Source organism: Turicibacter sanguinis, assembly GCF_013046825.1.
GTDB classification, from domain to species: domain Bacteria; phylum Bacillota_I; class Bacilli_A; order MOL361; family Turicibacteraceae; genus Turicibacter; species Turicibacter sanguinis.
Genome location: NZ_CP053187.1, coordinates 2,858,590 through 2,873,019 on the forward strand (window position 1 = coordinate 2,858,590; position 14,430 = coordinate 2,873,019).

Consider the following 14,430-nt stretch of genomic DNA (forward strand, 5'->3'; position numbering starts at 1 on the left):
GTTAACAGACATCTCCACCTCACCTTTTGAGGTGTTAGGTGGATGGAACTTTATGGAGGAGTTGTTCTTCGAAACTAGATTAAATAAAAAGGCGGGGCCCCACACGTTTTTATTCCTCCTTTGGTGGGGTAATAAGAAGAACGTTTAACTCCGAACAAAAAATAGAGATCTATTATTTGAAAAAGCCCCATCGCATCAACAAAAGCGAAGGGGCTTTTTTGTTATCCTTTATTTTCTTTTAAAAATTCATTAATTTTAGCTTTAGCATCTGCACTACATGGTTTACATGAGTTAACGGTACCTCCATTTTCAATGATGTCTTCTGCTAAACCAGAACAACCAGGAAATCCACATGAACCACAGTTATATCCCGGTAACATTGCAATTAACTTTTCAATTCGCGGATCAACTTCAACTTTTAAATAAAGGTTCGCCAACCCAAGCAGTCCGCCAAGTACTAATCCTAAACCTCCAATGACTATAATAGGAACTAAAATCGCACTCACTCTTCTCCCCCCTTATAATGAGAACAAGTATGATTCGAACAACGATGACAAGACGTCTGTTCGTTTATTGTAATTGGAGCTTCGGTTCTTTTATTCATGACGTATGTCCACATAAAAATGCTCACCAAGACAACAAATAAAACAATCGGCGCCATCAAACAATCCCTCCAAATCCCATGAAGATGATTGACATAATCGAGGCTGTAATTAAAGCAATCGGAACCCCTCTTAACGCTTCTGGAATTGGAGCAAGTTCTAATCGTTCACGAATCACAGAAAATAAATAAATAACTAACGTAAATCCAAGTGCTGAAAATAAGCTAAACACAATGGTTTCTATTAAGTTATACTGATTATCAATCGATAACACGGCAATTCCAAGAACAGCGCAGTTAGTCGTAATAAGTGGTAAATAAACTCCCAGTAACTTATAAAGTTTCGGTGAAAACTTCTTAACTACCATCTCAACGAACTGAACTAAAGAAGAGATAACTAAAATAAACGTGATGGTTCTCATGTACGTCATATCACAAGGCACTAAAATATATTCATAAACAAGCCATGAAACACTTGATGAAACGACCATAACAAACGTGACAGCCAATCCCATCCCGATTGCAGACTCTGTCTTTTTAGAAACTCCAATGAAGGGACAGATTCCAAAAAACTGAGATAAAATAACGTTTTGAACCAGTAATGCAGTCAATGCAATTGGAACTAAAGTTTCCATCTACGCCTTCACCTCCTGTTTCACTCTTTTTTTTGATTGAGAGATCCGATATTGATTCATGATTCCAATAATTAATCCAAGTGCCAAAAAAGCACCCGCTGGATAAATAAAGATTGGAATACTAATCGACTCGGGTAAAAATTGAACGCCAAATAAACTTCCTGCACCGATTAATTCACGGAAACTTGCCAATACACAAAGTCCAAGCGTAAATCCAAACCCCATTCCAAGTGCATCAAAAATAGAATCAATCACCTTGTTTTTACTTGCAAAGCTTTCAGCACGTCCGAGAATAATACAATTCACGACAATTAATGGAATAAAAATTCCAAGCCTTGCAGCAAGTGATGGAACATACGCGTTTAAAAGCATCTCAAGGATTGTCACACCTGTTGAAATAATCACAATAAAAACAGGAATTCGAACTTCATCTGGTACTAATTTTCTAATTGACGACACGACAATATTTGAAAAAAGTAACACAAAAACAACACTTAACCCCATCCCAAGTGCATTTTGCAAAGATGTCGTGACACCAAGCGAAGGACACATTCCAAGTAATAAAACAAATAACGGATTCTCAGTGATGAGACCCCGCTTCAAAATTTCCTTCTTCGTCATCCTCTTCCCCCCAATTCTAATGTTTTAAAAAATGTGCATTCGCCTCATCAATCGCCTTCTTAACCGCTGAACTCGTAATCGTCGCGCCTGATAATGTATCAATACTCATGCCATCCACCGGTTTATTTAATATCTGAGATAAAAACTCATCCTCTTTCACCCGACTCCCAAATCCAGGCGTCTCACTAAATGTTCCAATATAGCGGAGATTAATCAATTCCTTTGTCTTTAAATCATAGGCTACGAACATTTGAATATCGCCCCCATAACCTTTCGTCGCTAATTCATAAATTCGGCCCATGCAATCATTATCTTGATCATAAATATTATAAATCACCTGAATCGCTTTAAACTCTTCCGATTCCGATGTATCTGACTCTTCAAAACGCGTCATACTCGGAAAAAAATCTAATATAGTGGCCTCTTTTTCCGCTTTTTCACGCTCACTGATAATAGGGGCTGTCATCGTATTCACACTCGCAATTAATCCTGCACAAATAATTCCAATAACGGCCAAAAAACAAGCTAAATAGATTGGTTTTTTTACCACAACGTCTCACCTCACTTTAAATCATGATTCCAATTAAGACAGCAATACCAATAACAATCAAAAAGCTAACTAACCAAAAACAAATTTCTCCTCGTTTAAGTGGAAGATTCATTCGTCCCATAAATCCTCGGTCAATGACAGGTTTAAATAAATTCATGATTAAAATAGAGAAAAACACACCTTCTGGGTAATTTCCAAGCAGTCTGATGATGACCGTTAAGATTCCAAGTGCCATTCCAAAAAACACTTTCCCTTTTCTAGAAACGGGTGAGGTCACTAAGTCAGTTGCCATAAACGTAGCTCCAAATAAAATGCCTCCACTTAAAAGATGAAACAACGGATACCAAATCCCAGCCACTCCATTCATTGCTCCAACTATCCATGTCATGAAAAAGACGGTTCCTAAATAAAAGGCAGGAATTCGCCAATCAATAATTCGACGAACCACTAAATAAATCATGGCTATGATAATAGCAAATGAAATACTCTCCCCAATTGCTCCACCATAAGTCCCCATTAACAAACCGACTAGTCCACCATATGGAGCCGTTAATTGTTCATACGTCCCAATATATTGATTTTGCGCCAAATGCACCAGAGGAGTCACCGAGGTAACGGCATCAACTTGTGTTAAAGTTGTCGTTAATAATCCTCCAAATGAAATCGTGACCAAGGCACGACCAACCAGTGCTGGATTAAACGGGTTATAACCAACGCCCCCAAACACTAACTTTCCAAGCCAAACACTGACACAAGAACCAATCGCAACGACCATTAAAGGAGTTCCAATCGGCAAACAAAGAGCTAATAAAATAGCGGTAATAAGTGAATACGATTTTACAATTAGCGTTAACCATTCATAAACATCTTTAAATCGACGACCACATGCAAAGAAAATGGTTTCGGTTAAAATAGCAGATATTATTGAAACGAGTAACATCCATATAGCTTTTAGGGCATAGGCACCTCCAAAGGTATAACCATAAACGCTAATTGCAATTAAACTAATCACACCTAAAACGGCACTAAATTCATACATAATCTGTTGTGTACTACTTCGACTATGTAAGTGTGGCGTTGGTGACCATTTTGCGATTTTTGCCATGTTCTTCTCTTCCCCTCTTATTTTAAAATTCGTTTGGCTCGTCGCACAAACTCTGTCACTTCAATATGCGATGGACAAACATACGTACACATCCCGCATTCTACGCAAGATTTCGCATTTAACTTAGTGAGACGCTCTTTATCTTTAAGTTTAGCCATATCCTTAATCAAAACAGGTTGTAATCCCGTTGGACAATGATCAGTACAACGACCGCAACTCACACACGGTTGTTCATCTTTTTCCATGATGACCTCTTTTTTATAGTTCGGCCATAAAATATCCTTAATTCGGTCAAAGCCTTTATCGGGCCCCTCTTTTTTCTTCGTTGGTAATACCACAATTCCATTAACCCCACGTGATATGACAAAATCATCACTTCTCATCACGCCACCCATCATCGGTCCCCCAACAATGATTTTAATTTCATCTGCATCATCAATATACCCTCCGGCTAATTGAATTAACTCTTTAGCCGGCGTTCCAATTCGGACATAGTAAAGTCCTGGACGTTTAATCCCTTCTCCAGAAACTGTGACTAGTCGGCGAATAAATGGCCGATTATCACGAACAGCAAATGAAGTCGCAATAGCCGTTCCAACATTTGAAACAGTAAATCCAAGTTCTGAAGGTAAGCGATCATACTCTCGACCTGTAATCGTTTTAATCAAGACTTTCTCCCAGCCGAGTGGATAAGCATCTGGTACCTCGTAAACAGAAATTTGATCTCGAACTTGATACTCATCAATCTTTTGCTCTAAAAAAGCTTTTAATTTCTTTTTCCCTTTCTTAATGGCAATGATTCCTTTTTTAACATCTGCTGCTTTCATTAAAAATGAAATTCCATCAAAGAACCGTTCTGGTTGATCAAACATAAAATGATAATCTGTTGTTAAATACGGTTCACATTCAACACCATTAATTAAAACAGTATGGATTCCTTCTGGATTTAAGTATTTAATATACGTTGAAAATCCGCTACCTCCAAGCCCGACAACCCCATTTTTACGGATCATCTCCACAATGTCTTCTCGACTTAAAACACTTGAATCAGCGGGTGGTACACAGCTTGGATCCATTTCATATTTAAAATCATTTTGAATTTTAACACACAACACTTGTTTTCCACTTCGATGCCATTTCTTTTCAATCGCAACAACATCTCCACTAATACTTGCATGCATTGGAATGTTAATCCCATCCGTTCGATGACCCACTTCAGTTCCTACATACACATGATCTCCCACTTCAACAATGGCTTTACAATTTAAACTTGTATGATTAGTCAGTGGAATATAAACAAAATTTGAATTATTGTATTCCATGACATCCACAGTTAAAGCTAACTCTTTTTTTCCCGGAATATGAGTATAAGGATCCGGTTTTAAAATCCGATCAATCACCCTCATGTTTTATCCTCCTCAAATAAAGCTCCTGATGAGCATAACGCCCCTCTAACACACTATATTTTTAAAAATGAAAAGTTATTATACCCTTAGGCGGATAATTTGCATTTTGACTTAAAAAGTTCACTCTCTTTCGCAAATATCTTATCACTCCTCTGATTCTTTTGGCTAAAATAGCCACTCATTTCACTCATTCTGACCTACTGTTTGTGAAAAAAACTCTAAATCCCCTCATCCGGTATTTGAAATTTTCTAAATTAGTTAAGTTGTCATATTTTGAAAAGTTGTGTGATTGCACCTGAAGGAAAATCCATTCTTTTTATGAATCATCATATATTTTCACCTCTCAAAACATAGACTGAATCAATACCCGAACAGTTTCTTTTTAAAATTCGGTATGCTATAATAATCCATAATTAAAACATTTTTGGAGGTGTCAGATGAATTTACGTCAATCTAAATCCGTTTTACTCATTTTTTCATACGTATTTGTGATGTTTTTACTACCATACGTCACGCTATATGGAATTTCAGCTCTATTTAATATCTCAGATCCAATTGCTTTACAAGTTTATACGAATCTTGTTTCCTATCTAGTTTTAGTCGCGATTACATTATTATTGTTTGGAAAAGAATTATTAACTGAATTAAAGGAAATCAAATCCACTGGAAAATATCTTCGTGCTGTTTTAGTGGGGTGGATTATTTTATGGGGTTGCTCCATTTTAGCAAATTTAATCGTGATGGCGATCACGCAATCTGAGGAATCATCAGTCAATCAACAAGTCATTGAACAATGTATGAACATCTATCCAGTGTTGATGGGAATCACAACCGTCTTATTTGCCCCATTAGTCGAAGAAGTCGTGTTCCGTTATACGATTATGAAAGGTTTCTTAAATCGTCCATGGATTGGCATTGCCCTCAGTAGTTTCTTATTTGGAATGATTCACGTTATTTCCGCAGGTGATTTTATTTATGCTATTCCTTATATTGCCATGGGATTTGCTCTTGGATATGCGTACTATAAAAATCAAAACATCTGGTATTCTATCGGCGTTCATTTATTCCAAAACTTATTTTCAACCATCATCTTAATTTCATCAATGCAATAAAAAAAGCACTGAAACTTACAGTTTCAGTGCCTTTTTACTTCAGTTTAAAATATAAAATGACCTATTTGATAAAAGACAAACGTCACAACATAAGCCACAATCAATCCAAAGCCAACCATCATCATCGTCGTCTTCGCTGATTTTGTTTCTTGATACATTACCCCAACGGTCGATAAACATGGGATGTAAAGGAGTGAGAACACTAAGAAAGAAAATGCTTGAAGTGGCGTAAATAAGTTCATTAGTCCCGCTTCACCACCACAGATAATAAGCATAGATGAAGCCACAAGTTCTTTGGCTAAGAATCCGACCACTAAACTACTCGCAGCTTGCCAAGTTCCAAATCCAAGAGGTAAAAACAAAGGAGCTAAGACACCACCGAGTATCGCTAAATAACTCTCGTCACCTGAAACATGTAGGCCGGCTGGCCCCATCTCATTTAAGATCCACATAATAATTGAACCTAAAATAATAAATTTCCCTGCAGTATGTAAGAAGTCACTTCCACGATTTAACGTTTGATTTAATAAATTTTTAAATTGTGGCACACGATACGGTGGAATTTCTAAAATAAAATTCGTTTCTGTTTTCTTAAACATCGAGACCGATAATAATTTAGCACTTAATAAAGCGATGATAATGCCTAGTAAATAAAGGGCCATGATAATTAACGACTGAAAACGACTAAAAAACATTCCCACGAATAAAACATAAACCGGTAAACGAGCTGAACATGACATAAATGGAATAATCATCATCGTTTTAATACGTTCTGAACGATCTGGAATCGTACGAGTCGCCATAATAGCGGGAACGTTACATCCAAATCCTGTGACTAAGGGAACAATGGCTTTTCCATTTAATCCAAAGCGAGAGAAAATATAATCCATCACAATCGCCACACGTGCCATGTAACCTGTTGCCTCCATTAACGATAAACAGAAGAACAAAATTAAAATTTGAGGTAAGAATATAATCACACCACCAACCCCAGCTACAAGACCATCTATTATGGCACCGTAAATAAATCCATCAGGTGAGGCCCCTAGCATCACTAATAAATTCTCGATTTGTGGGATAATCCAATCATTTAAAACGCCATCAAATCCATCCGAAATACGATTTCCAACTAAATCAAATGTAATCGAATAAATGAGAAGCATAAAAATAAAGAAGATGATAGCTCCCCAAATTGGATGCGTTAAAATGCGATCAACACTCGTTAACTTCGGCTTCACATCCGGTTGAAACCCTGGAATTACTTCCATCGATTCTTGATATACCTTATAAATAAACTCACGTCGTTTATTAAAAATGGCTCCTTTTAATGATAGGGCAATTTCTTTTTCGATAATGATTTGCTCTGTTTTAGCAACCACCTGTCGAATCTCATCCGCATGTGATAAAGATAAATGACTAAAAATCCCTTCATTTCCTTCTAAAATTTGAATCGCAATCCAACGTGAATCCAAATGAGTAGGTGTTGAATCAAGTAACGCACTAATTTTACTAATCGCACTCTCAACTTCCACACCATAATACAAATTAAAGGCTACCTTTGAACTTGATGTAGGTAACACGCTAATTAAGTCATCCATTCCTTGATTTTTACGGGCGGAAATTAATGAAATTGGCACACCAATCAACGCTTGTAACTTTTCTACATTTAATTGCAATCCTTTTCTATTTAAGGCATCCATCATATTCATCGCAATGGTCATTGGAACGCCAGCTTCTAACAACTGAATCGTCAAATGTAAATTACGCTTTAAGTGTGTGGCATCTACAATATTTAAAAATCCATTGTAATCTTCATTTAAAATGGCAAATGTCACAACTCCCTCGTCTTCACTACTTGGAGTCACACTATAAGTTCCAGGAAGATCGATTAAAACGTCATCCGTTTTCTTAATACTTCCCTCTAGCTTGTCAACCGTTACCCCACTCCAGTTTCCAACATGAGCATTCGAACCCGTTAAATTATTAAATAAAGTGGTCTTCCCTACATTTGGATTTCCTATTAACATGTATCTCATTTTTTCACCTCTACTCTCATCCTCATGATATTTTTTCTATTTTAATTTTTTTCGCATCTTCAACACGGATGCAAAAATCAACATCTTCGATTGATATATAAAATAATTGTCCAAAGTTTAACACATTCAACATCGTCACTTCAGAACCAATTGAAATCCCTACATCATAAAGACGACGACTAAAACTATCAGAAATCCCATTAAATTCAAGAATGACAGCCGTTTCACCTATTTTTAATGTCGATAAATCCATTCTCTTGGCCCCCTTCTTTTTATTGATAACTATTATCAATAAATATAGTATATCATATGCCAAATTATCTGTCTACTTGTTTAAAAGTTGACTCTTGGCATCAGATTTAATACATATTTGCTTAACTTAAATAATACATTCATTATAGGTGAAGAAAAATGAAAAATATAATGAAATCTGTTGTGTTATTATTATTTCTAGTTTTATTACTGCTTTATCCCGCTCCTATTATTGCCTCGACAAAAACTGGACTCTTAACATGGGCTGAAAAAGTAGTTCCCGCTCTCTTTCCATTCTTTGTGCTCACTCGCTTGATGATTTACTATCAAGTGCCTCAAATGATTGGAAAATTATTCGCACCCATTTTCAAATCGGTTCTTAAAATTTCGCCTTTATCCTTCTTTGTGATGTTCATGAGCTTCATTAGTGGAAATCCATCAGGGCCGAAAATGGCACGTGAGTACTATGATAAGCATCTGATTTCCGAACGAGAGCTAACTGGACTTCTTTATTTTTGTAACTTTTCAAGTCCACTCTTTATCATTGGAACAATCGGAGTTGTCCTTTATCAATCGACACAAATAGGATATCTGTTATTAACGAGTCATCTTCTTGGGTCTATCACTGTTTTTATTCTGTGTTATCCCTATTTTAAGACGACCTCTTCTAAAACACTTAATATCGAATATCCAACACAATCCTTTGCTACTATTTTAATCGACTGTATTGAAAGTAGCATTCAAACCTTATTACGTGTGGGTGGAATTATCGTCTTTTTCTACATTGTCTCAGAAGCTTTTAACATCATTCACTTAATTGAGTGGTTCGATCAACTGTTAGCACCTATTTTATCTTCTATGAACATCAACACGATTGAGCCATTCTTTGCAGGACTGCTCGAGTTTACACAAGGTGTGACAAAAGTTGCCTCAGCTTCTTTCCCATTTAAAACGAAACTGATTTTAACTGCCTTTATTGTGAGCTTTACAGGGCTTTCAATTCACACTCAAACCTTTATGTTCGCTAAAAATTTAAACGTTTCTTACATCAAGTACTTATTCATGCGATGCGTACACGGTATAAGTAGCGCTCTGATCGTCCTATTTGGCTATCAATACCTCGAGCAAACAGATGATGTATTTTTACAAGTCGGATTTCATCCGTTATTCATTCTAAATCCTTTTGTTAAATTAACACTTGGATTCATGATTTCATATCTGATTCTTAAACCTCTACAACTTATCATTCATCAGATGGATCGTTATAAAAAAGCAAAAAGATGAGGGAAAACTCCTTCATCTTTTTGCTTTATTTGTGTTTAATATACCCGACTAAATTTGTTTCGTTCACCAGCATTTTAACTTTTCCTAAGTGACAATCATTAATTTCTGTTTTAACTTCATCAATATATCCAAACTCTTCGTAAAAATCATTCAAACGATCGGTAATATCAAATACTAACCCATTGACAACCACGTAAGTTGGATTTCCATTCTTTCCATTGAAGAAACGATTAATTTCTTCTAACGTGAACACTTGATTAGGATAAATAAGTTTAGAAACAGTGGCACGGTGCGTTTTACCATCATCATAACTTTTTAAAGGCATATGTTCTTTTCCCCTCTCTTGCTATTTCACCTTACTGTTCTTCTCATATAATCTATGAGAGAAATTCATAAATAGGTACTGATTTAGCCTAAATAAGTCTTTTGTCGCTAAACATTTCACTATATGAAACCATCGAGTCGATTATTAGCAAATAAGAACAAATGTCTAAAAAAAAAGATAAAACCATTGTTCTTAAACGCTGGTTTTATCCATTCATTATTTATTAAATTATTTATTAAATTTTTTCTTTAATGCCTCTTGCACAAACTCAGGAACAAAGCTTGAAACATCTCCACCAAATCTAGCAACTTCTTTTGTCGTAGAGGATGATAAAAACATGTTTTCAGCACGCGTCATTAAAAACACTGTTTCAATACTAGGTTGTAATCGTTTATTCGTCGTTGCAATTTGAAACTCATATTCAAAATCCGTTACCGCTCGTAATCCACGTAAAATCGTTTTAGCACCAAGTTGATTAGCAAAATCAACTACTAACGCATCAGCACAAACAACGACTTCAACACGTTCTAAATGTTTGGTTGCTTTTTTTAACATGTCAACACGTTCCTCGACCGTAAACAATGTTTTTTTATTAATATTTTCAGCAACAGCGATATATAAATAATCAAATAATTCATATCCACGACCAATGATATCTAAATGACCATTGGTAACAGGATCAAACGTTCCTGGATAAATTCCAATCTTTTTCATAACTGCTATTCCTCCACTATCATCCTTACAAAGGATTAATCACGATGATAAATCGTAATGGATGTGATGCCATAAATTTCACGTTTAACTTGTTTGATATCCCCTATCATCTCATGCAATTCATCTTCTTTTAAGCACTCCGCCATAATGATTCCCCCAGATGCTAATAGGTTGTGTTCATTTACAAACTCAATAATCTCATTAATTTTCTGTCCCTTATAAGGTGGATCTAATAAAATTAAATCAAACTGAATGTCTCGCTTGACTAACGCCTTTAACGCTCTAAAATAATCATTACGATAAATTTCGACGCAATCTTCAATTCGTAAATCTTTAACATTTTCTTTAATCGTGTTAATAGCAATCGTTTCTCGATCGACAAAAATGACTTTATCAATTCCTCGACTTAATGACTCGATTCCTAAATTTCCACTTCCACCAAATAAATCAAGAGCGATTCCACCATCAAAATATGGGCCAATAATATTAAAAATACTTTCCTTTACTTTATCAGTCGTTGGTCGAGTATTCGTACCTTTTACTGCTTTGATGCTTCTTCCTTTTAATGTTCCGGCTACGACTCGCATTTTATCACTTCCTAATATTTTTCTATTTTATCTCATTATTAAAATGTAATTGAACTTATCATCTTTTATTATCTGGAGTAACTCCATCATGACTAGCGGGAAAGTTCATTAAAAATGTCTAGTTACAGTTAGCGCTCTATCTTAATCTCTCTTACTATTAATGTTAAGAATTATCTAACTCAAACTTTTAATCTGACGAATACTCTTTTAATTTTAATGTTAGAAGGTCGAAAAATCAACAAAATATATTTCTTTAAATCTATTGCGATCAATTCACTTCTATCTTTTCAATAAAGTTTACTAATTTTATAGTATTTTAAAATCCTAATGTTTTAATTAAAACACCTTTTTAATGATCATCTTCAAACTATTACGATTGCATCGATTTCCAATGACAGAGTTTTTAATCTGAATAACTTCAATTCATATTCCCTTCATCAAAAATATAATTTGGAAAAATTATATAAAATTAGCTTAAATACCATAAAAAAGATATTTACGTATAATTTCAGCTTGTTTACGTTAAATAATCTCAAACTTAATATTAACGTGATATATTAAAAGTGCTTTGAAAAGCAAAGTATAATTGCTAGGAATAAATAAAAAACTGGACCAATTAACCTTTCTATACCAAAGACTGATTAGTCTATCCAACAAGAATGTTAATTTATGTGCTTTTATTTCCCCTTTAATGCATCTATTAAAGATTTTTAGCAAATGTATATTTACCCTCATATTTGATTTATCTAAATCTTTTATATCATCAACAAGGAGGTTACTAAACGATGAAAGCTTATTCTCAAATTATCGGACTATCAAGTCTTATTATCGGATGTTCATTAAACGTAGTGTTATTCACTTCTTTAATTAATTCAATGATCGCTGTTATCCTATTAGCAGTTATGGGGGTTGCTCTAGCTGCCTTCTCTTTATCTTTAAAGCCAGAAAAAAAATGGATTGGAATTGCCGGACTTCTCTTAAATCTAATTCCTTTAGCTTATATGGCTATTTTATTTGTCGGGCTTGGATAATCTAAATTAAAAATTAATATTATAACCAAAAGATGTTAGATGAATTTCTAATATCTTTTTTCTTTTTCAATCAACAAATATAATTTCCTAACACCCCCCTAATCTACTCCCCTCCAATGATTATTTCTCCAAAATTAAGTATCTTCTACAATGTCATCGATCTTTGAAGCTAGAGAATAACTTATAAAACACTCTGTTTTGTCAATTATCTTATAATCCCTTAAAGGAACGACAAAAACTCTTATCTATTTTTAAAATAAACGTATAGAAAATAAAAAGATGGTCAATATTATTAGTGTAGCCGAGAGGTTACAGTAATATAATCCCCCCTATTCTTCTATCATACTTCTCCTCTCCCTTTCACATATGGTCAAAGTATGAATGAATAAGCCGCCCCCCCCTAGGCGGCTTATTTTTTTATCTTTACTACCCAATGAAAGCGTGTTATAATATCTAAAAATTGGTAAAAAGAGAGTGATTGTAATGAAAGAAAGTTATTATCTTGCTCCATTTAAAAAACGAATGAATGCCCATGCTTTGGATTTATCGATGACGATTGGTCTTATGTTTATTCTTATTTTGGCACTAACAGGGCCGATTCAATACCCTGTGGTTATCATTGTCTTTTATGTCATGGCCATCTTATTTCCTAGCTTAAATCATGGACAAACGATTGGAAAAAAATTAATGAAAATTAAACCGGTTATGATAAAAGATGAGAAAGAACTCACTTGGTGGCAAATTCATCTTCGAGAACTTTTTAAATACTTATCCCTATACTTTTCTTTCGGTATCACCCATTTGGCTAGCTTTTATATGATCAGCGAACGAAAGGATAAACGAACGATACATGATTTAATTTTCAAAACACGTGTCGTAGACTTAGACCCTCAATTATTATATGCACAACGCGATCAAGCAGCTGAAGACGATTACTATAACCATTATAATTCCCAACGAAGCATCCGCTAAAAATGAAAAGTATCGAGTCCTCAAGAAGGATTCGATACTTTTTTATTGAGTTAGTTCCATCACTAATTCTTCTTGTTTCTTTCTTGATATAGGACAATAAAAAACTCCACAAATCAAAGCAGTTAAAGGAGAAACCAGCACCAGTCCCATACATCCAATAAACGTGTGCAAAATTTCAGCTGAAATCTTTTGAGAATTTAAAATGGATAACAAAGGCGTTCCTTGTGCTAAATAAACCATTAAAATCGTAATGTAACTTCCCATATAAGCCAACAGCAAGGTCGTCATTTGACTCCCAATAACTGACTTTCCAATTGTAAGTCCCGATTTAATTAAGGCAGTGCGTTTGATGGTCGGATGATGCTTTAACACCTCCTCAAGTGCCGCTGAAATATCAATGGCTAAATCTAGAACGGCACCCGAACATGCTAAATAAATACCCGCTTGAAAAATACCGTCTAAATCCAAATTTTGATAACCTGAATACAAAAGCGATTCTGACCAATCCATTACCGCTCCATCAATATTAAATAATCTTCCAAACCATACCGCTAATAAACAAGTCAAAAAAGAACAAATCATCGAACTTGCTATGGCTGTATAAGCCTTTTTGGTCCAGCCTGCTACTAATAACAACGTCACGATGGTTAATAAATTCCCCACCATTAAAGCCATAAAAAGTGGATTCCAACCTCTTAATAAGGACGGAATTAAGATTTTACAAATGCTCAGTAATGCAAAAGCAAAAGACAATAACGTCCGAACCCCGGTAAATCCAGAAACCATAATGAGTAAGAAGATAAAACAACCAACTAAAATCAGTTGTTCGTCCAATCGATAATAATCAATTAAATTAGCAAATATGACTTGACCTGATGAATTTTGCTCAATCAACGTCCATACCTTATCTCCGACTTCATATAACTTATCGACTTCTAGTTTTCCCGTTAAAAGATTCATTCCTTCAACGATTTCACCTTTATGTGCTCCACTTAAAATTTCAATTTCGCATCGCTGATCCCCCTGATTAAGTAATCCAGTCGTGTAAACCCCACTGTTATTGACAGATCTCACGGTTGCTTTAACGCCTGATGAATTAATATAAATCTGCTGTTCATAACCTGTTGGTAAAAACCAAAGAATCGCTAACAACAAAACAAAAACACTAACAAATACTATCTCTTTACGCTTCACACTGC

17 protein-coding genes are annotated in these 14,430 nt (G+C 35.0%); 4 read left to right on the top strand and 13 right to left on the bottom strand.

The genetic code is table 11. The annotated features are described in order from the left end of the window. Nucleotides 1-221: 221 nt before the first annotated feature. The 7 genes from HLK68_RS13825 to HLK68_RS13855 are packed head-to-tail and all read right to left on the bottom strand — an operon-like array spanning nt 222 to nt 4,918. Nucleotides 222-506 carry a (Fe-S)-binding protein gene (locus HLK68_RS13825; protein WP_006783791.1) on the bottom strand — a complete coding sequence of 95 codons (285 nt, stop codon included), beginning with the start codon at nt 504-506 and terminating at the stop codon, nt 222-224. Beyond that, entirely contained in the window at nt 503-661 is a 159-nt protein-coding gene (locus HLK68_RS13830) for a hypothetical protein (RefSeq protein ID WP_006783792.1), read from the bottom strand. Before HLK68_RS13830 ends, HLK68_RS13825 begins: the two co-directional genes overlap by 4 nt. Continuing rightward, entirely contained in the window at nt 661-1,236 is a 576-nt protein-coding gene (gene rsxA, locus HLK68_RS13835; RefSeq protein ID WP_006783793.1) for an electron transport complex subunit RsxA, read from the bottom strand. Before rsxA ends, HLK68_RS13830 begins: the two co-directional genes overlap by 1 nt. Continuing rightward, nucleotides 1,237-1,857 carry an electron transport complex subunit RsxE gene (gene rsxE / locus HLK68_RS13840; protein WP_006783794.1) on the bottom strand — a complete coding sequence of 207 codons (621 nt, stop codon included), beginning with the start codon at nt 1,855-1,857 and terminating at the stop codon, nt 1,237-1,239. It lies immediately after the preceding gene. 16 nt (nt 1,858-1,873) lie between these two features. Continuing rightward, complete coding sequence (locus HLK68_RS13845) at nt 1,874-2,407, bottom strand: FMN-binding protein (protein ID WP_006783795.1); 534 nt, start codon at nt 2,405-2,407, stop codon at nt 1,874-1,876. A gap of 16 nt (nt 2,408-2,423) precedes the next feature. Next, complete coding sequence (locus HLK68_RS13850; protein ID WP_132942617.1) at nt 2,424-3,512, bottom strand: RnfABCDGE type electron transport complex subunit D; 1,089 nt, start codon at nt 3,510-3,512, stop codon at nt 2,424-2,426. A 17-nt stretch (nt 3,513-3,529) separates the two neighbouring features. Next, on the bottom strand, nt 3,530-4,918 hold the full coding sequence (locus HLK68_RS13855; protein ID WP_009606231.1) for an RnfABCDGE type electron transport complex subunit C: 1,389 nt from the start codon (nt 4,916-4,918) through the stop codon (nt 3,530-3,532). A 437-nt stretch (nt 4,919-5,355) separates the two neighbouring features. On the opposite strand from HLK68_RS13855, the gene HLK68_RS13860 reads away from it, so the two are divergent. Continuing rightward, nucleotides 5,356-6,030: a CPBP family intramembrane glutamic endopeptidase gene (locus tag HLK68_RS13860; RefSeq protein WP_006783798.1), complete on the top strand. Its 675-nt coding sequence runs from the start codon at nt 5,356-5,358 to the stop codon at nt 6,028-6,030. 44 nt (nt 6,031-6,074) lie between these two features. Here the strand turns inward: HLK68_RS13860 and feoB are convergent, their stop codons facing one another. Both feoB and HLK68_RS13870 read right to left on the bottom strand, forming a co-directional pair. Continuing rightward, nucleotides 6,075-8,066: a ferrous iron transport protein B gene (gene feoB, locus HLK68_RS13865; RefSeq protein ID WP_006783799.1), complete on the bottom strand. Its 1,992-nt coding sequence runs from the start codon at nt 8,064-8,066 to the stop codon at nt 6,075-6,077. A gap of 22 nt (nt 8,067-8,088) precedes the next feature. Next, entirely contained in the window at nt 8,089-8,319 is a 231-nt protein-coding gene (locus HLK68_RS13870; protein WP_006783800.1) for a FeoA family protein, read from the bottom strand. Nucleotides 8,320-8,477: 158 nt separating this feature from the next. On the opposite strand from HLK68_RS13870, the gene HLK68_RS13875 reads away from it, so the two are divergent. Beyond that, nucleotides 8,478-9,602: a nucleoside recognition domain-containing protein gene (locus HLK68_RS13875; RefSeq protein WP_129821790.1), complete on the top strand. Its 1,125-nt coding sequence runs from the start codon at nt 8,478-8,480 to the stop codon at nt 9,600-9,602. Between the two features lie 25 nt (nt 9,603-9,627). Here the strand turns inward: HLK68_RS13875 and HLK68_RS13880 are convergent, their stop codons facing one another. From HLK68_RS13880 to rsmD, 3 genes are all read right to left on the bottom strand, one after another. Then, complete coding sequence (locus HLK68_RS13880) at nt 9,628-9,927, bottom strand: cytochrome b5-like heme/steroid binding domain-containing protein (RefSeq protein ID WP_006783802.1); 300 nt, start codon at nt 9,925-9,927, stop codon at nt 9,628-9,630. A gap of 228 nt (nt 9,928-10,155) precedes the next feature. Continuing rightward, on the bottom strand, nt 10,156-10,641 hold the full coding sequence (gene coaD, locus HLK68_RS13885) for a pantetheine-phosphate adenylyltransferase (RefSeq protein ID WP_009606230.1): 486 nt from the start codon (nt 10,639-10,641) through the stop codon (nt 10,156-10,158). Nucleotides 10,642-10,676: 35 nt separating this feature from the next. Continuing rightward, the gene (rsmD, locus tag HLK68_RS13890; protein WP_006783804.1) at nt 10,677-11,228 is read right to left on the bottom strand and encodes a 16S rRNA (guanine(966)-N(2))-methyltransferase RsmD; all 552 of its coding nucleotides are present in this window, start codon (nt 11,226-11,228) and stop codon (nt 10,677-10,679) included. A 785-nt stretch (nt 11,229-12,013) separates the two neighbouring features. Between rsmD and HLK68_RS13895 the strand changes: the two genes are divergently transcribed. Next, nucleotides 12,014-12,259, top strand: coding sequence for a hypothetical protein (locus HLK68_RS13895; RefSeq protein ID WP_129821791.1), 246 nt, complete (start codon nt 12,014-12,016; stop codon nt 12,257-12,259). Between the two features lie 483 nt (nt 12,260-12,742). After that, a complete protein-coding gene (locus HLK68_RS13900; protein ID WP_006783806.1) occupies nt 12,743-13,231 on the top strand; it encodes an RDD family protein in 489 nt (162 codons plus the stop codon). A 42-nt stretch (nt 13,232-13,273) separates the two neighbouring features. Here HLK68_RS13900 and HLK68_RS13905 read toward each other — a convergent pair whose 3' ends face one another. Then, nucleotides 13,274-14,425, bottom strand: coding sequence for a YibE/F family protein (locus HLK68_RS13905; RefSeq protein ID WP_132942616.1), 1,152 nt, complete (start codon nt 14,423-14,425; stop codon nt 13,274-13,276). Nucleotides 14,426-14,430 lie beyond the last annotated feature (5 nt).

Coding starts and splice junctions, on each gene's coding strand:
- HLK68_RS13830 (WP_006783792.1), bottom strand. CDS start 661: ATGGCGCCGATTGTTTTATTTGTTGTCTTGGTGAGCATTTTTATGTGG.
- rsxA (WP_006783793.1), bottom strand. CDS start 1,236: ATGGAAACTTTAGTTCCAATTGCATTGACTGCATTACTGGTTCAAAAC.
- rsxE (WP_006783794.1), bottom strand. CDS start 1,857: ATGACGAAGAAGGAAATTTTGAAGCGGGGTCTCATCACTGAGAATCCG.
- HLK68_RS13850 (WP_132942617.1), bottom strand. CDS start 3,512: ATGGCAAAAATCGCAAAATGGTCACCAACGCCACACTTACATAGTCGA.
- HLK68_RS13855 (WP_009606231.1), bottom strand. CDS start 4,918: ATGAGGGTGATTGATCGGATTTTAAAACCGGATCCTTATACTCATATT.
- HLK68_RS13860 (WP_006783798.1), top strand. CDS start 5,356: ATGAATTTACGTCAATCTAAATCCGTTTTACTCATTTTTTCATACGTA.
- feoB (WP_006783799.1), bottom strand. CDS start 8,066: ATGAGATACATGTTAATAGGAAATCCAAATGTAGGGAAGACCACTTTA.
- HLK68_RS13870 (WP_006783800.1), bottom strand. CDS start 8,319: ATGGATTTATCGACATTAAAAATAGGTGAAACGGCTGTCATTCTTGAA.
- HLK68_RS13875 (WP_129821790.1), top strand. CDS start 8,478: ATGAAAAATATAATGAAATCTGTTGTGTTATTATTATTTCTAGTTTTA.
- HLK68_RS13880 (WP_006783802.1), bottom strand. CDS start 9,927: ATGCCTTTAAAAAGTTATGATGATGGTAAAACGCACCGTGCCACTGTT.
- coaD (WP_009606230.1), bottom strand. CDS start 10,641: ATGAAAAAGATTGGAATTTATCCAGGAACGTTTGATCCTGTTACCAAT.
- rsmD (WP_006783804.1), bottom strand. CDS start 11,228: ATGCGAGTCGTAGCCGGAACATTAAAAGGAAGAAGCATCAAAGCAGTA.
- HLK68_RS13895 (WP_129821791.1), top strand. CDS start 12,014: ATGAAAGCTTATTCTCAAATTATCGGACTATCAAGTCTTATTATCGGA.
- HLK68_RS13900 (WP_006783806.1), top strand. CDS start 12,743: ATGAAAGAAAGTTATTATCTTGCTCCATTTAAAAAACGAATGAATGCC.